Origin of the sequence: Okeania sp. SIO1H4, from assembly GCF_010672695.1 — a bacterium.
In the GTDB taxonomy this organism is placed as follows: Bacteria; Cyanobacteriota; Cyanobacteriia; order Cyanobacteriales; family Microcoleaceae; genus Okeania; species Okeania hirsuta.
Map to the genome: position 1 here is coordinate 69,681 of NZ_JAAHGB010000017.1, position 17,400 is coordinate 87,080.

Genomic DNA, 17,400 nt, shown 5'->3' on the forward strand with positions numbered 1-17,400 from the left:
ATTATAGTCAACCGGGAGTTTCAAAATCTATTTCGCTGGTCAGAGCCATGTAGCTGATAGAAGACTGTTTAACCCATGTTAAGCTATACTTCTCCTCTCTATTTTTGTTATACTACGCAACTTCTATTTTTTCAATTATATTTTTCACTACATACGCAAACTTTTTGACCAGCGTTGTCTATAGATCTCATAAAGGGCTATACCAGTTGCTACTGATACATTGAGACTAGGTGTATTTCCTGACATTGGTATAGATACTAAGGCATCACAATTTTTTTGGATCAGAAGGCTTAAACCCTCTGCTTCACTACCAATAACTAGAACAATAGCTCCTGTAAACTTTACAGTATGAATAAGATCCCCATTGTCAGCTACAGTACCATATATCCAGAATCCCTCTTTTTTCAATTCTTCCAAAGCACGACTCAGATTAATAACTCTGGCTACCGGAAAATTTTCCAAAGCTCCTGCAGCAACTTTTGTTACAGTCGAGGTTATTCCTACTGCTCGTCTTTGTGGAATAACTAAACCTTGTATTCCCAGAGCTTCTGCCGTCCGAATAATAGCTCCTAAATTATGGGGATCGTTGAGACCATCAGCTACTAACAATATAGGTTGCTCGGTTTTAGATTTAGCTTGAGAAATTAGTTCGTCAAGCTCTTTGTACTCGTAAGGGGATATTTGAGCAGCAATACCCTGATGATTTTTTCTATGGGTAATTTGATCTAGGCGTCTATCATCTACTTCATCTATGATCGTACCTCTGGCTTTAGCCTCATTGAGCAATGTATGAAACCTGGGATCGTATCTCAGTGGCGAAATAACCCAGATGCGGTTTAAGGAACGCTCACTTTTGAGGGCTGCTTGTACAGTATGTCGTCCATAGATTAGATCGTCATCTTCCCTTGTGGCCTCTAAATTATCATTGCTTGACTGCCTACTTTTGAGTTTAATTGATTTCTGTTTTTGGGGTTTGTCTTGATAGTTAAATTTTGAAGGTTTTATAGGCATAGCTCATATCAAATCTAATTTTATTCTTAATACAGGCGGCATAGGCCATAAGGCCCCAGGTAATATAAATACCTATGCAAAATTAATTTAACATTTGTAAGTAGATACCAGGGAGTAGGGAGTAATATCATGTGCCCCCTCCGGGGGAGCTACGAATTGCGGATAATTACTTATAATTTCTGATAATTACTTATAGTAAAGTTTTTGTTTGTAGTTTTGTTCTAGCCCTTGCAATACTTATATTATTGCTCAAGCAAAACTACGAGCCTAATTAGGGTTTGCGCTCAAAAGTATTTTAGTAGGGGTAGGAGACAGGAGACAACCCACCCCTCGCCCCTCCCAGGAGGGGAGAAATGGATCGGGAGCGAGGAAGTAGGAGCGGGCGTTTTGTCCCAAGATTGTTCTGCCCAACTATGCGCCTAAAATACGCTCCATGCATGAGCGTGAAGAGCTGAAACAGGCGCACTTTTTTCGTTCCCAAAAAGGCACTTGTCTTTATATGTCAATGCTTTTATATTTAATCAGCAGAGCAATAATTATAAGTGTTCTACCGAACATAATATAAAAACTACTCTAAAGGCTAATTTTAAAAGTAATGGTATTTACAAATTACTTAAGTTTTCGAGCGAAAATCACTATTTGTTGTACATTAACCGGATAGGGAACAGAAAATATATCTTAATACCAAATTTTACGCAAGAGCAGGGAGTAGGGGAGTGGGAGAGATGAGAAGACGGGAAGTGAGAAAGAAACCAAAATACATCCTCTCTCTTGGTCGATTGGATATGTCGAGGAGACCCGCTCTTGACAGAGAGAGTCGCTCCGCTTTACATGTTGCGGAGCAAAACGCCATCCCTCGAACGCTTTCTTTTAATTAGAGCTGAGGTAATAACAGCTGACATCATTAGGTAATTTGTCCTAAGTTCAATCAATACCATTACCGTTGCAGGACTACCAAAATTTGAAAAAGAGTAGGGAAAGAGTATATTTAGGTAGGATTTGGGTTTCTGTTTTTACCCCTTTTAAATTAACCTTTTTAATTCTTTCTATTCTTTAATCTAATTTTATATAGCCTAGTAATTGATTTAATCGTTGAGGATCTGTTAAATATAAGTAACCAATTAAAGCTTCTAAACTGGTAGCCTGTTGATAAACTTCTGGGTCTAATCTTTTTGGTTTCCCAAAAGCAGCGTTGCGTCCTCGCTTGAGAATATCTAACTCTAAACTAGTAAGATGAGGTTTTAAATTATGTAAATGATGAGCTTGACTTTCTGCTCTAACTTGCGCTACCACCAGTTGATGATAAGACCGCGATCTTTTAGCTGGTATTAAGTAGTAGCTCCGAACATACAATTCATAAATAGCATCCCCCAGATATGCCCAAGCTGAGGGTGTAGTTTTTTGAATTTCTGTTGGTGTTAGTGCCACAAGGTTTAATTGTTGCAAACCGATCGTTCTCCTTGTTAGACCAGCTTTTCTACTCGATAAAATATTAATTGTCCTTCTTCTAATATCCCCGTAGAAAAATTTTTGCTTAACTTAAGTTTTAATTTCTATTTAACAAGACAGGCCAAATTTTGTTTTCACAATCTTTCTAGTTTTTTCCATCTCAATCAGGCTTGACCAACTCCCGTCTCGCCCTTTGATTTTTGACGGGAGATAGCATCTATAGCTATATTAAACAGTCGGTCATTGCCTGGCCTTGTCAAGATATCTTGACATTCTCTATAGCTTCATCTAATGAAGAGCGTAAAGACAAAAATTTCTCTAAACGAACCAATTTAACAGTTTGATTGACACGGGCATTGGAAACTATTTGCAACGTACCTTCTTCATATTGTTTGGTATGCTTTACCAGTTGTACGAGTGCTCCTAACCCAGAGCTATCAACAAAGTCTATTTTGGACAAATCCAAAATAATGTTTTTTGGCCCTTGATCGATTTTTGTCTTCAGCGTTTTGTTAAAAGTACCTTCTGAAAAGGCATCTAGTAACCCTGTTAGGCGGAATAGCTGGTAGTTATTCCTCTCTTCATGAGTGCATCTCAGGCTAACAGTCAGGGCTAATGGCTTAGGCTCAGGAATAACACCCTCCTAGCTTGATTTTGCATAAGTCGAATGTCAATTATACTTTTTTATGTAAAATTTGTCTACTCCTAAAGATAACTTATTTTGAAAGACAAATGATGCAAAAAAAAATTGTACAATTTAAGTAAGGAATACACAAAATTTGCAGGCAAAATCCTACTTTGATTTCGAGGCTTTAGCTCTGCGCTCATCTTGCATTACCTGGACAAAACGTTCAAACAAGTAATCAGCATCGTGGGGACCAGGGCTGGCTTCAGGGTGGTATTGTACTGAGAACAAAGGTAAAGATTTATGTCGTAAACCGGCAACAGTTTGGTCATTCAAGTTAAGATGTGTAATTTCTACCTCAGTAGCTAAAGAATCTGGATGAATCGCAAATCCATGATTTTGACTTGTAATCTCCACTTTTTGCTGTAAACCTGCTGGCTGATTGAGACCACGGTGGCCAAACTTTAATTTAAAAGTGTCGGCTCCTAAAGCAAGACCGAGGACTTGGTGTCCCATACAAATACCAAAAACAGGTTTAGATGATTTAAGTAACTCTTTAGTAGTCTCAATACCTTCGTTAACAGCAGCGGGGTCTCCTGGGCCGTTGGACAGGAAAATACCATCTGGGTTGTGCTTGAGAATTTCTTCTGGTGGCGTATTAGCAGGAACAACTACAACTCGACAACCATAGCTAGCTAAACGTCGTAGGATATTTTTTTTCACTCCAAAGTCAATGGCCACTACTGTATACTTTTCTCCACTGTAACCAGAAACAGAAGGATTAAACTCCCAAGCTGCATTAGTGGGTTCAGACCATTGATAAACTTCTTTAGTTGTTACTCCCTGAACTAAATTCAATCCTGCCATACTAGGGGCAGACTGAACTTTTTGTAGCAATTCAGTTGGGTCTAGAATTTCTGTAGAAATTGCCCCATTCATTGCTCCTAAAGTCCGAATTTTTTTGGTCAAAGCACGGGTATCAATACCATAAATTCCAGGAATTTTATGTTCTTGAAGATACTCTAACAAAGATTGAGTTGAGCGCCAGTTACTAGGACGTGGACAAATATTACGAGCGATCGCACCTTTGATTTGTGGTTGATTGGACTCTTCATCTTCAGGATTAACTCCTGTATTTCCCAATTCTGGGTAGGTAAAAGTAACAATTTGCCCACGATAACTTGGGTCTGTGAGAACTTCCTGATAACCAGTCATTCCTGTGTTAAATACCACTTCTCCAATGGTAGTTCCTGGAGCGCCAAAAGATAAGCCACGGTAAGAAGTTCCATCTGCTAGTACCAGAAGAGCAGGTTGAGGTGAGATTGACATTTTAATTCCTCTCAATTAATTAGTATTTAATTTAACTAGCTATCAGCTTTTAACAGCTTGGGTTAAAATCCCATTCTAAACATTAAAAAAATGATCCTAATGATTCTGCTGACTGCTTCTTTAAATATTAGGTCAGAATATTTACTTAGGTCATTGAGAATATATTAGGTTTACGAAAAATGTAGTAGTCACAAGTACAGATTACATTCATCAATTAAATAAGATAAAATTAGCTTAAAGTTTAAAACTTAACAATAAACAAATAATTGAAATTCTTAAAAAGTAATTAATTATGATGGAAAATTCTTCACTCTACAATTCTACTGATAGAAATCTAATTAAGCACAAACAACAGGTGAAAACGATCTTTTGGCAAATACCATCAATATTAGTGACTACATTAATTTGTACTGCAGCGATCGCTCAAGAATATCCAGGATGTTTTATGCTTGATGAAGCAGGAAATAGGAAGGACTTAACAATATCAGTTTGTCGTCTGTTTCCAGAAGAATTACCAGAGGAGGTATCAACTTCAACTACAACAGCAGGGTTATATGAAATACCAATTGTTAAACGTACAGATGGTGCAGAAGGTATTCCTATTGTTGAAGTTATTTTTAATGGGGATCAGAAATACGAAATGCTTTTAGATACTGGAGCTAGTAAAACCATTATTACTCAGGAAATGGCAGACTCTTTGAAAGTAGTACCTTATGGTCGGGGAACTGTAAAAGTTGCTGATGGTAGAGAAGTAGAAGTACAAGCAGGAATAGTTGGTTCTATTTCTGCGGGAGGTTTAGAGTTCAAACAATTTACTGTTGTTATCGCACCTCCTGAAGCAGAGATACCACTGCTGGGACAAGACTTTTTTGGTAGTTATGATATGACAGTTAAAGAAAAATTAGTAGAGTTACGGGTACGTTCTAGTAGTTAGAAGCATCATATTTATAAAAAATTTTATGTGAAGCTCATAGAATAAGGAGTCAGGATTTAGGAGAAAATCATGGTCGTCAATTAAGAGTCAATAACTAGGAGTAAATAATTAAGTATATCTGGGCGTTGGTGATGGGGGCTATGATTTTTTTTAAGTGTAGAAACCTGGTTTGTGGCTGGTAAATATTAGTATGGTAAGTATTTAAAATCAACCCGGTTTCTACGCTTTTCGGATGGAGAAGTTTTTGCAGATTTATAAGAATTTAACTAACTGCTCTAATTTCAACCAAGCTGCTCCACTCTCGAGAATATCTTTAGCTTTAGCAATACCTTCTGCATGAGCTTCTAGTGGTACAACACCTGCTACCTGTAGTGCCAGAGAACTATTCAAAGCGACTACATCTGTCTGTGCAGAAGTCCCCTTACCTTGGAGAACATTCTGTAAAATTTCAGCATTTTTTTCTACCTCCCCACCCTGTAAGGCACTTATGGGAGCCAAATTTAATCCTAAATCTTGGGGGTTAACGGTTGTCATTCGTACCTCTCCATTAGATAAAATAGCTAAGTCGGTAATATCGCCCAAACCAGCTTCATCTAGTTTTTCTCTACCGTGGAGAACGATCGCCGATTTTAACTCCAATATTCCTAAAGCTTGAGCTATAGTTTCTACTAAGTTAGAATTAAATACTCCGATGACTTGACCTTGAGGACGCAAAGGGTTAACTAAAGGACCTAAAAGATTAAATACAGTTCGTACTTTTAAAGTACGACGTAGAGGAACTACAGATTTCATTGCGGGATGCCAACCTGGTGCAAACAAGAAAGTTACTCCCACCTCAGATACTGCGGATATTACTTTTTCCGTGGGAGCGCTCAAACGTATTCCCAATGCTTCCAATACATCAGCAGAACCAACTTTACCAGAAGCAGAACGGTTTCCATGTTTAGCTACTGGCACTCCGGCCGCAGCTACGACAAAGGCAACCGCAGTAGAAATATTGAATGTTGAAGCTCCGTCTCCACCAGTACCGCAAGTATCAATAACTGGATATTTGGAGTTGGTGATGGGAGTAGAGCGATCGCCATCTTCTTTTGTTAAGGATAAAGACTGTAATACTTTTGCCATACCTGCTAATTCTTCTGCAGATACACCTTTAGCTTGCAGGGCAGCTAAAATTGCTCCTGATAGAACAGGTGGAATTTCTTCTTGCAGCCATCCTTGCATTAAATTCGATGCTTGAGATGAAGATAAAGATTGGCCATCAAGTAACTGCTGTAATAAACTCGGCCATTCATTAGTAGAAGAGTTAATCATTGATATACCTTGTTGGTTTTGAGCAATAGAACCAGTCATATCTAAAAGTAAATATACATTTTTCCACTATCTAATTATCTTATGTTTATCTTGTATATGTATCTTTGAAAAGAATATTTTCCACAATCAAGCATAAGTCTACAAAAAAAAGTCAAAAGTCAAATACATTTATTTCCAACTTTCTCTACAGTAATTTTATTTTTAAGATAATGGTCGCATATTTAAGCCAAAAAGTTATAAATATGTCAAGATATATAATAACTAAAAGGGTACATTAATTCAATAATAAACTTCTTCAGTAGGTAAAAATAGTTACATACAATTATCAATCTGGAACGGGAAATTTGAATGATTAATCTTCAGAAAAGCCAAGAGACATTACAGCAAATGGAAGATAAATATCACAGTATATTTGAGAATAAAGTTGTAGGAATTTACCAAACAACACTTGAAGGAACCTACATTAGTGCTAATGCTACACTAGCTCGCATCTATGGTTATGACTCTTCTACAGAAATGATTGCTGCATTGGCAGATATTAAAAATCAACTTTATGTAGATTCTCAGCGACGTGACGAATTTGTTGATATTTTACGAGAAAAAGGAGAAGTTTCCGAATTTGAATCCCAGATTTATCGCAGAGATGGTACAATAATTTGGATTGCTGAAAATGCCTGGGTAGTTCGTGATCGCCAGAAAAATTTTTTATATTATGAAGGATTTGTTGAAGATATTACCAGACGTAAACAGACAGAAGTTGCTTTGCAAGAAAACGAAGAAAGACAAAGATTATTAATAGAAAGTGTTCAAGATTATGCCTTATTTATGTTGGATGCTGACGGATATATAGTTAGCTGGAATTCTGGAGCAGAGCGTATTTATAAATATCAATCCGAGCAAGTTATTGGTAGACATTTATCGACTTTTTATACTCAAAAAGATATTAAAAATCACCTACCAGAGAAAGAATTAAAAATTGCTCAAGAAAAAGGTAAATTTGTGAGAGAAAATATCTGTTTTAGGCAAGATAAAACGCAATTATGGACTAGTGTAATTACCACAGCTTTGTATGATAATAACGAACAATTACGGGGTTTTTCTCAAGTAACAAGAGATATTACTGAAAGTAAACAAGCTAGAGCTATCCAAACAGGATTAATTGCTACTATACAAGCTTCAGAAAAAAAGTTTCGCGATTTATATGAATCTACTCAAGATGCGGTTTTATTCATAAATGAACTAGGCTTTATTGATTGTAACTCTGCTGCCTTAAAATTATTTTGCTGTAGTAATAAATCAGATTTGTGTGGAAAACTTCCTTGGCAATTCAGCCCTCTAAAACAGCCTGGAAAAGAAAATTCAAGTACGAAATTTCAACGTTATTTAGAAATAGCATTACACAGAGGCATAAGTCGTTTTAATTGGCGATATAAACGTTTAGATGGTTCTGAATTTCCGGCAGAAGTTTTCTTAACTTCTATGAAGTTTGATGGTAGAGATGGTTGGCAAGCAGTAGTTTTAGATATTAGCAATCGGGTGTTAAAAGAAAAAACACTAAAGCAGGCAAATGAGGAGTTAGAAAAGCGGGTAGAAAAACGAACAATTGAACTACAGGAAGTAGTTGAGCGATTACAGAAAGAGATATCTGAACGTCAACAAGTAGAAGCAAAGTTACGATTATCGGAGGAAAAGTTCTCAAAAGCATTTCGTTGTAGTCCCAACCCGATCAGTATTACTACTTTTGAGAATGGGCGGTTTATCGAAGTAAATGATGGTTTTTTGAAGATAATGGGTTATTGCCGTGAAGAAATAATCGGTTTGACTGCACAAGAGTTGAAAATATGGGTATATCCAGAAGCAAGAACTGAATTTATACAGAACTTACAACAGCAAGGAGTTGTGAAAAATCAGGAATACGAGTTCAGAGTTAAATCTGGTGCAATTAGAGTATGGTTGTTGTCTGCAGAGATTATTGATATTGGTAATGAACTTTGTTTGTTAACAGTTATTACAGATATTACTGAACGCAAACATGCAGAAAAAGCTTTATATGAAAGTCAAAGAAAATTAGCTACTTTAGTGAGTAATTTGCCAGGCATGGCCTATCGTTTTTGCAACGATCTACATCGAAGTGTGGAATTTGTAAGTGAAGGTTGCTATTCATTAACTGGTTACCGAGTCAAAGATTTTTTTGGTTCACAGAAAATATTTTTATCACAATTAATTCATCGAGAAGATCGACAACGTTTATGGAATGCTATACGGTTTGCTGTACAGGAAAATAAGCATTATCAAGTAGTTTATCGAATTACTACTAAAACTGGAAAAATTAAATGGGTTTGGGAACAGGGAATAGGAGTATTTTCGGAGTCAGGAAAATTAATAGCTTTAGAAGGTTTTATTACAGATATTACTGAGAGTAAAAATGCAGAAGCAGCACTAAAGCAATCTCGAAATGAGTTAAGAAAACAAAAGCGAAAATTAGAAAATACTTTGCAAGAACTGAATGAAGCGGAGACGACTTTAACTAATAGTGAAAAGATGTCTAGCTTGGGTGAATTAATAGCAGGAATTGCTCACGAAATTAAGAATCCTATAACTTCTGTTTATGGAAATATAGTCCATTTGAATCATTATGTTCAAGACATGATGAATTTACTAAATCTTTATGAAGAATATTGTTCCGATCCACCAGATTACATTAAACAAGAATTTGAGGAGATAGATCTAGATTTTATGAGGCATGATTTGCCCAAGGTAATATCAGCAATGCAAATAGGGACAGAAAGAATTAGTGATATTGTGAGTTCTCTGCGTAATTTCTCTCGTAAAGATGACGTGAAAAAAACTCTGATGAGTTTTCATGATGGTATTAATGGTACTTTAGTAATTCTCCAAAATCGTTTTAAAGGGCGTGGAAAAAAACCTGAAATTAAAGTTCATAAGGAGTATGGAGAATTGCCTTTAGTAGAATGTTATGTTGGTATGATAAATCAGGTATTTATGAATTTAATTGGTAATGCTATTGATGCTTTAGAAGAGGCTTTTGAAAATGATAATTGCCAAGATAAAACTCCTACTATTAAAATTAAAACAGAAGCTATATCAGACAAAGTTATAGTGAAGATTATAGATAATGGTTTAGGTATGGATGAGGAAGTTAAGAAGCATTTATTTGAGCGATTTTTTACTACTAAACCGGCAGGGAAAGGTACTGGTTTAGGTTTGTCTATTAGTTATCAAATTATTGTGGAAAAACACAAGGGAAAGTTGAGTTGTATTTCTACCCCTGATGAGGGAGCAGAGTTTGTCATGGAAATTCCGATTACACAGCCAGTATAATGTTTTGGTCAAAAGTGAAGTAATTTTTGATGATATTATACAATTTTGAAAAAAAATTCTATAGTTATGCAAGATTTCAATGATTAAGTAATTATTAGGATTCAATAATGTTTTGAGCGATTATTAGCCAGTGATTGTATATTATTCAGCGTTGGTAATTGATGGGATGATTTATATTTTGGGGTAGCGCTCTGTAACCCACCTCAGTTAATCATTGGGGGATTGCCCCTACAAATTTCATCCTGTAATTTACCAACGCCGAAATACGGCGTTGGTAAATGAAGGTATGATGAGGAAAGAATGCGTGCGCTAAACAGTTAGAAGTTTTTGAGTGAATGGTACAGGAATATCTCTGAATTTAAGAAGCGTGAATTAATAATTTCACTCTCATCTCCCAGCATAATTTCAGACTTAGAGTAATATCATGTCCGGTTGAACAGTTAAATAAACGACGAAGGAGTCAGGAGTCAGGATTCAGGATTCAGGAGGGAAGAAAGAAGAAGTAAAGAGAAACTTTTTTTTATAACTAATTATCCGGACATGATATAACCTACAAACCCATACCATTAACGTACATAGTTAGATATTCATGTTTTAGCTCATCTTTTGGAGCTTCTTTGTGTTTGATAACAGTCTAAAAACTGTCTTCGACAATCAACACAGATGTAATTCTGTTTTCCTTTGTTTTTTCCATTTTTGTTAACGTGAGTTGATTGGCATTCAGGACATTGCATTCAAGTTCACCTATAAGGTTTTGGAAAACATTATACCCTAATTTACCAACGCCATTAATTATAATACTGTAGGTTGGGTTAAGCGATATAGCTGCCGCTAGGCTCCGCCAACGCGCAACCCAACAAAAATATATTGATGTGGGATTTTATTCCTGAGATTGATGCTGGGTTTATTCTACACATAAACTGCGCTAACATTCCTCATATTGATGTGAGATTGAATTCCTAAGATTGATGTTGCGTTTCCCAAGTTCAACCCAACCTACAAAGCTACTAAAATTCATCGAATTCTTCGCACAAATCTTGTAACTGCTGATGCTGTAATCTTCTCGAAGAACGGCGATACTTTTTACTAACTAACTTCGGTTCCAACTTTTGTTCGCCACCTGACTTTATTTTTGCCTTCCAGTTTGACTCAACATCAGGTTTTTGTTGCAAAGCTTCTTGATGCGCGATCGCCTCCTCCAAAAACATCAAATAATATTCATACCTATCCCAATCACCCCTGACTACACAGTTAGGTTCATCCCAATGCAAACAGTCACTAAATTGACAACTTCCTGCTGTTAAATACTGTCGCACTTCTGGAAACAAATACCCTAACTCCAAAGGTTCGCACTCTAACTGTGGTTGATTAAAACCAGGCGTATCTGCCAATAAACCCCCAGTCGGTAGCTCAAATAATTCAACGTGACGAGTAGTATGTCGTCCCCGTGACAACTTTCCTGATACTGCAGCTACTCTTAAATTAACATGAGGAATCAAATAGTTAATTAAACTTGACTTCCCAACTCCAGAAGGACCAGAAATTACGGTAATTTTATTTTTCAGTTTTTCCCACAGAGAAACCGAATTATCTTTTGCTATCCCCAAACCTGCATATGTTTCCACACTAATAAAGAATGGATTGTAACCCCACTGAGAAATTTTATTGCGCCATTTCTTTATTTGCTCTGGTGTGACAAGATCGCACTTATTCAAACATAAACATACCTCTAAACCTGTTGACTCTGCCTTTACTAAAAATCTTGTTAAAGCAATAGGGTCTAAATCTGGTTCTGCCATAGCAAACACTAACATTACCTGGTTTGCATTAGCTACAGGAGGACGGTCTAGTTCTGTTGTTCTTGGCAAAACCTCAGCAACAGCTCCTCGTCCACCTGCCCAGTCAGGATCTTCTATCACCACGCGATCGCCGACCATTACTTTCTGGCCTATTTTCTTCAATCGCGATCTGCGGGTACACAGGAGTTGGGTAAAATTTTCTGTTGTTTTTTTTACCAAATCATTTTTTGTATCGAGCTTAACTTGGTAAAAATTTGCTTGGACTGCTACAACTGTCCCTACCAAATCCTTATTTGCTTCTAAGATATCACCCTCTTCTGAACAACTCATGCAACCGTTTCCGGACGACGTACCTTCAGGATAAAATATTCAGAGCGATCGCTTATTTCTTCTATTTGATAACCTTCTATCATCAAACTATCAGGTACTTGCTCTATTGGTTCTCCTTGGTCTAGCCAAACTTCCAAAATTTCTCCAGGCATCATTTTTTCTAGGTGTAGTTTTGTCTTGACAAAATTAATTGGACAGGGAGTACCTCGCAAATCTATTTGGGCATCTGGTATTTTTTGCTGCTGAACTTGAGGTTGAGAATCCATAATTTAATATTGTCTCTCCAATCTTTTAATTTTTAATAGTATAGTTGCAATCAATTATTATCAGGAAAGACAGAGGGCAAGAGGCAGAAGGGAATTCTAACCGAATAATTAAGGTAAAAATCCTCTCCTTTAAAGGAGAAATGAGAAAAAATTTTCCTTTGAGTCAATCCTCTTCTTTTCAAGGAGAGGTAATTGTTAATTATTAATTATTAATTATTAATTATTAATTGTTGAATCCTGTCCTCTGGCAGTGACCGAAGGGAACAAGGGTATAAAACCCCACGGTCTACACGGTGTCTACAATTGGTTGAGGTATAAAACCCTAACCAATTGTTCCTTCTGCCCTCTGCTATCTGCCTTCTGCCTTTGTTTATTCCCTTTCTTGATCATTTTTGGTGAAATAAGTTTCCTAAAAACCCTTCTATGCCACCTTTTCCTATACGATCGCCCTTAATGCTTGCCAGTTTTTCCAGCAACTCACGTTCTTCTGTAGTAATTTTTGTGGGAATATCTATTACTATTGTAATGAGATGGTCACCACGGCTTACCGGATTACCCAATTTCGGTACTCCTTTATCTTCTAAAGTTAGAACAGTATTTGGTTGAGTACCTGCTGGAATTATTAATTCTGCTTTGCCATCAACTGTATTTATCTCCAGACTACAGCCCAAAATTGCTTGTAAATAACTAATTTTTATTTCAGATAGAATATTAATTCCATCTCTTCTAAACTCTGAGTCTTTTTTGACCCCCAAGAAAACATACAAGTCTCCAGGTGGTCCACCCATCTTACCTGCATCTCCTTCTTTAGATACTCGTAACTGAGTACCATTGTCTACCCCTCCTGGGATAGTAATCTTTATTTTTTTTGTAACCTCATTTTGCCCACGTCCACCACAGGTTGGGCACTTTTCTTCTATTATTTGCCCAGTACCATTACAGGAAGGACAAACCGAAACTTGAGTAAAACTACCGAAAGGAGTCCTTGTTGCCCGGCGTACTTGACCACTTCCCCCACAAGTAGAACAAGTTTTGGGTTTTGTACCTGGTTTGGCACCCGAACCGTTGCAAGTTTCACAGACCTCTAAATGTTTGATGGTTAGTTCTTTATCCCCACCAAATACAGCTTCGTGGAAATCCAGATTCAGGTCTATGCGTAGGTCATCACCTCTAACTGGACCTGTACGCCTACGCCCTTGTGTCCCCATTCCTCCAGAAAATCCACTGAAAAAGCTTTCAAATATATCAGCGAAACTGTCTGAAAAATCTGTGGAGAAACCTTGCGCTCCTGCTCCTGATACTCCTGCTTCCCCAAAGCGGTCGTAACGAGCTTTTATTTCTGGGTCTGAGAGAACTTCGTAAGCACGATTTATTTCTTTAAAGCGTTCTTCTGCTCCTGGCTCTTTGTTCACGTCTGGGTGGTACTTACGAGCCAAGCGACGGTAAGCACGCTTTAGTTCCTCTTTGTCTGCTGTACGAGAAACACCTAGAATTTCATAATAATCGCTGGCCATAGAGCTGATTGCCTAGAATTAGTGTTAATATGTGTATTGTTTAACTCAGTACTTACGCAAAGGCACTACATAAGGGGTATTGCTCAGTTACACTCGTGCTAACACACCCTACCAATAGCGTTCATGGGTAAGTCCTATAACTTTTATCTTTGAAGTACCCAACACCAAAGCTGTCGCTAGATAGTGTCAGATATGCTGCTTCAACCGCCAATGCCTCCATGGTCTGAAAACTTTCTTGGTCTTACACAGGGTCCACAGGCTAAATTTTTATTTATTTATATGCTTGGTTTTCACCTTGACAGCTATAGTTCGCTGCAAGTACTAATTTATTATATCTAAAATTTCACTCGCATCCCCATACAACTCCAAGTAAATTACCAATTTAACGGCCATTCTATTACAATAGCGCGGGACTTTTTGCGACCAAAGGTTAAAAATATCGGGCGATCATATTATCCGGTCTTAAATTTACCAATATATTTATGCACATTCTACCACTCTAACATAGACTTTTTTGTTAATAAAAATCTTACTCCACCTAGTTACTACATTATATTTTCAGTGACTGGTTTAATACCTCACTGCCAAACTATGCTTTACCCATCCACATCTTTCTTAACATTTCTCAAATATCAGGGATAAGTGGGTATTAAGTTTATATCATAGATGGTGCTAAAAGTCAAGCTCTCTACTCTCCTCAAATATCGAGACCATTAAAACTTTCTATATTGTAAAGAATTATATCGGTAATGGTAAGCCACCAACGAGGGTGGTTACAATAGTGGATTGATAGCGGTAGGGCATACCGTAATTAAAATGCTTGGGGAGACGTACTTATGGGGATCAATCAGAGTAATTTGGTTAATCTAGTTAAGTGTCTTTGAGCCAAGAATCGCCCCTTATAATCTTCGATTTAACGGGCGAGTGTCAAAGGAATGGATTTTTTCCAAATTCACTTTCAGGTTCTTCAGTTGATTCTTCAGCCTTAACTGAAGTTGCCTCATTTTTAGTTGGGTTACTATCAATTGGTGTATTAGTTTCTTGCTCTAAAGTTTCTTCTTCTGAAGTTTCTGAATCTAGAGGAAGCTGAGTAATCTTCTCTTTTTCTAGTGAATCTATCTTTTCACCGCCACTTCGGTCGTATAAAGTTTCACCTAAAGCAAAAAGCTTTTGCCTGAATTCTTCAATGTGCTGATTTAACTGGTCATAATTATTTTCAGTTCTTGAGTTAATGAGAACTTGCTTGAAATGTTCATAGCTTTCTTCAAGTTCTGTTGCTAACTGTTCATCAATAAAATCACCATGTTCTTTGATAGTTGCTTCGTAATTGTATAGAAGAGTATCTGCCTGATTTCTCAATTCTGCTAATTTTTGTTGTTGAATATCTTGTTGCGCATAAATTTCTGCTTCTTGTTGCATTCGTTTAATTTCTGCTTCATTCAAACCACCTGTATTACTAATTTCAATACTTTGTTCTCTACCCGTTCCTATATCTAAGGCCTTAACTTTCAGAATTCCATTAGCATCAATATCAAAGTTAACTTCTATTTGAGGTATACCTCTAGGAGCTGGAGGAATTCCTTTGAGTAAAAACTTACCTAAACTTTTATTATCTTTAACCATTGCCCGATCCCCTTGAAGGACATGAATTTCTACAGAAGTTTGTCCATCCACGGCAGTAGAATACATCTGAGAGCGACTGGTAGGAATTGTAGTATTCCTTTCTATTACCTTGGTATATATTCCCCCTAAAGTTTCTAACCCCAGGGATAAAGGAATCACATCTAATAGCAAAAGGTCTTTAACTTCACCACCTAAAATACCAGCTTGAATTGCTGCTCCCGATGCCACAGCTTCATCGGGATTAACGGAAGTATCAGGAGTTTGAATGTTAAAATAATTACTTATTGCTGCCTGAACTGCTGGTATTCTAGTAGACCCTCCCACCAGAATAATTTTGTCTATCTTTTCTGGTGTTATACCAGCATCTTTCAGAGCTTGTTCTACTGGTTTAATCGTACTTTTAGTAAGATTTTGTATTAATTTTTCAAATTGAGCACGAGTTAATTGGGTCTCCAAGTGTTTTGGCCCTGTTTCGTCAGCAGTGATAAATGGTAAATTTATATTGGTAATCTGGGCAGAAGATAGTTCTATTTTTGCCTTTTCTGCTGCCTCTCGGAGTCTTTGTAGCGCCATTCTATCTGCCGATAAGTCTGTGCCTTCCCGGTCTATAAACTCTTCTACCAACCAACGGACTAAATAATTATCAAAATCATCTCCTCCTAGATGGTTGTTACCGGAAGTTGCCTTAACTTCAAATACGCCATCTCCTAACTGTAAAATCGAAACATCAAAAGTCCCACCACCAAGGTCAAATACCAAAATGGTCTGGTCTTGGTCTTGCTTATCTAAGCCATAAGATAAAGAAGCAGCAGTTGGTTCATTGATAATTCGCAGCACTTCCAGACCAGCAATTGTTCCTGCATCTTTAGTTGCTTGTCTTTGTGCATCTGTAAAGTAAGCGGGTACTGTGATTACTGCTTGAGTAACAGATTCTCCTAAATATTTTTCAGCATCCTGCTTCATTTTTTGCAGAATCATTGCTGAAATTTCTTGAGCTGTATAATTCTTGCCTCGTATCTGGATATTTACAGTATCATCTTTACCCTTAATACAGGTATATGGAACTCGGGAGCGCTCTTCTTCTGTATCGTCCCATCTTCTGCCAATAAACCTTTTGATACTGTAAACTGTATTTACTGCATTGTTTACTGATTGTCTCTTTGCTAGTTGGCCAATTAAGCGTTCGTTCCCTTTCGCAAATCCCACAATACTTGGTGTTGTACGCCCACCTTCTGAGTTGGAAATTACAATTGGTTTGCCCCCTTCTAAGACGGCCACACAACTATTAGTTGTCCCTAAATCAATGCCAATGACTTTTCCCATAGTGCTTCGGCGTTCTTAAATAGTCAAAAATATTTTGAGTTTTTTTAGTAAAGTTGTATTCAGAACAAATCAAGTAATCTCGGTAAGATTTTAGATTGAAATTTTTACACTTGTATTTTCTTTTAGCTAATTTTGAATAGTGTGAATACAACTTACTAAGTGTGGTGATTAAACAAAAATATGGAAGTGTTTTAACATATCCAGGGGTTGAAACACCCTGGATTTTGTGGTTTGGCTACCGCATAGAGGGATAAACCCGCTTATGGTTGAAACCTGTCAACAGACTCCTAGACTCCTCGGCATAGATCAAAATCTAGCTGTGAGGTTACTTTTTTTTTTAGCTTTGAGAGTGGTTTTACTCAAAATGCTGGAGCAATAAATCGCTGCTTTAGCTGCCTTCTTACTTTTCGGTGTCAAATGCGGAGCTAACAGCTTTCCTAGGAAATATCATTCCCGTCTCCTATCTACCGGAGTTTAACTCCAAACAGCTAAAGGTCATGGCGACAAACCTTATTCTTAATCGCATTCAACAATTATACCA

The 17,400-nt window shown here is 37.1% G+C and carries 11 protein-coding genes and 1 pseudogene; 2 read left to right on the forward strand and 10 right to left on the reverse strand.

Translation table 11 applies throughout. The features are described from left to right. Positions 1 to 147: 147 nt before the first annotated feature. From rlmB to carA, 4 genes are all read right to left on the reverse strand, one after another. Complete coding sequence (gene rlmB, locus F6K06_RS14780) at positions 148 to 1,011, reverse strand: 23S rRNA (guanosine(2251)-2'-O)-methyltransferase RlmB (protein WP_124142645.1); 864 nt, start codon at positions 1,009 to 1,011, stop codon at positions 148 to 150. Positions 1,012 to 2,064: 1,053 nt separating this feature from the next. Then, positions 2,065 to 2,457 (reverse strand): Mini-ribonuclease 3, encoded by a 393-nt coding sequence (locus F6K06_RS14785; protein ID WP_192901016.1) that lies wholly within the window; start codon positions 2,455 to 2,457, stop codon positions 2,065 to 2,067. Between the two features lie 259 nt (positions 2,458 to 2,716). Continuing rightward, complete coding sequence (locus tag F6K06_RS14790; RefSeq protein WP_124142647.1) at positions 2,717 to 3,094, reverse strand: STAS domain-containing protein; 378 nt, start codon at positions 3,092 to 3,094, stop codon at positions 2,717 to 2,719. Between the two features lie 159 nt (positions 3,095 to 3,253). Next, on the reverse strand, positions 3,254 to 4,414 hold the full coding sequence (gene carA / locus F6K06_RS14795; protein WP_124142648.1) for a glutamine-hydrolyzing carbamoyl-phosphate synthase small subunit: 1,161 nt from the start codon (positions 4,412 to 4,414) through the stop codon (positions 3,254 to 3,256). A gap of 292 nt (positions 4,415 to 4,706) precedes the next feature. On the opposite strand from carA, the gene F6K06_RS14800 reads away from it, so the two are divergent. Further along, the gene (locus F6K06_RS14800; protein ID WP_124142649.1) at positions 4,707 to 5,348 is read left to right on the forward strand and encodes a TIGR02281 family clan AA aspartic protease; all 642 of its coding nucleotides are present in this window, start codon (positions 4,707 to 4,709) and stop codon (positions 5,346 to 5,348) included. A gap of 252 nt (positions 5,349 to 5,600) precedes the next feature. Here F6K06_RS14800 and trpD read toward each other — a convergent pair whose 3' ends face one another. Next, positions 5,601 to 6,662 carry an anthranilate phosphoribosyltransferase gene (gene trpD, locus F6K06_RS14805; RefSeq protein WP_124142660.1) on the reverse strand — a complete coding sequence of 354 codons (1,062 nt, stop codon included), beginning with the start codon at positions 6,660 to 6,662 and terminating at the stop codon, positions 5,601 to 5,603. A 348-nt stretch (positions 6,663 to 7,010) separates the two neighbouring features. Here trpD and F6K06_RS14810 point away from each other — a divergent pair, with 348 nt between their 5' ends. Beyond that, positions 7,011 to 10,004: a PAS domain S-box protein gene (locus F6K06_RS14810; RefSeq protein WP_287241838.1), complete on the forward strand. Its 2,994-nt coding sequence runs from the start codon at positions 7,011 to 7,013 to the stop codon at positions 10,002 to 10,004. A 556-nt stretch (positions 10,005 to 10,560) separates the two neighbouring features. Here the strand turns inward: F6K06_RS14810 and F6K06_RS14815 are convergent. The 5 genes and pseudogenes from F6K06_RS14815 to dnaK all read right to left on the reverse strand — a co-directional run. Beyond that, positions 10,561 to 10,738: pseudogene (locus F6K06_RS14815) on the reverse strand (IS1 family transposase); the annotation flags it as partial. Between the two features lie 273 nt (positions 10,739 to 11,011). Continuing rightward, positions 11,012 to 12,133 (reverse strand): small ribosomal subunit biogenesis GTPase RsgA, encoded by a 1,122-nt coding sequence (rsgA, locus tag F6K06_RS14820; protein WP_287241841.1) that lies wholly within the window; start codon positions 12,131 to 12,133, stop codon positions 11,012 to 11,014. Next, a complete protein-coding gene (locus F6K06_RS14825; protein WP_124142652.1) occupies positions 12,130 to 12,399 on the reverse strand; it encodes a sulfurtransferase TusA family protein in 270 nt (89 codons plus the stop codon). The genes rsgA and F6K06_RS14825 overlap by 4 nt, the downstream gene beginning before the upstream one ends. A gap of 386 nt (positions 12,400 to 12,785) precedes the next feature. Further along, complete coding sequence (gene dnaJ, locus F6K06_RS14830) at positions 12,786 to 13,913, reverse strand: molecular chaperone DnaJ (protein ID WP_124142653.1); 1,128 nt, start codon at positions 13,911 to 13,913, stop codon at positions 12,786 to 12,788. A gap of 927 nt (positions 13,914 to 14,840) precedes the next feature. Next, positions 14,841 to 16,859 (reverse strand): molecular chaperone DnaK, encoded by a 2,019-nt coding sequence (gene dnaK / locus F6K06_RS14835; RefSeq protein ID WP_124142654.1) that lies wholly within the window; start codon positions 16,857 to 16,859, stop codon positions 14,841 to 14,843. Positions 16,860 to 17,400 lie beyond the last annotated feature (541 nt).

Bases quoted from the DNA above. Each gene is read 5' to 3' on its own strand.
- trpD (WP_124142660.1), bottom strand. From the start codon at position 6,662: ATGATTAACTCTTCTACTAATGAATGGCCGAGTTTATTACAGCAGTTA.
- carA (WP_124142648.1), bottom strand. From the start codon at position 4,414: ATGTCAATCTCACCTCAACCTGCTCTTCTGGTACTAGCAGATGGAACT.
- rlmB (WP_124142645.1), bottom strand. From the start codon at position 1,011: ATGCCTATAAAACCTTCAAAATTTAACTATCAAGACAAACCCCAAAAA.
- dnaK (WP_124142654.1), bottom strand. From the start codon at position 16,859: ATGGGAAAAGTCATTGGCATTGATTTAGGGACAACTAATAGTTGTGTG.
- F6K06_RS14800 (WP_124142649.1), top strand. From the start codon at position 4,707: ATGATGGAAAATTCTTCACTCTACAATTCTACTGATAGAAATCTAATT.
- F6K06_RS14810 (WP_287241838.1), top strand. From the start codon at position 7,011: ATGATTAATCTTCAGAAAAGCCAAGAGACATTACAGCAAATGGAAGAT.
- rsgA (WP_287241841.1), bottom strand. From the start codon at position 12,133: ATGAGTTGTTCAGAAGAGGGTGATATCTTAGAAGCAAATAAGGATTTG.
- F6K06_RS14825 (WP_124142652.1), bottom strand. From the start codon at position 12,399: ATGGATTCTCAACCTCAAGTTCAGCAGCAAAAAATACCAGATGCCCAA.
- dnaJ (WP_124142653.1), bottom strand. From the start codon at position 13,913: ATGGCCAGCGATTATTATGAAATTCTAGGTGTTTCTCGTACAGCAGAC.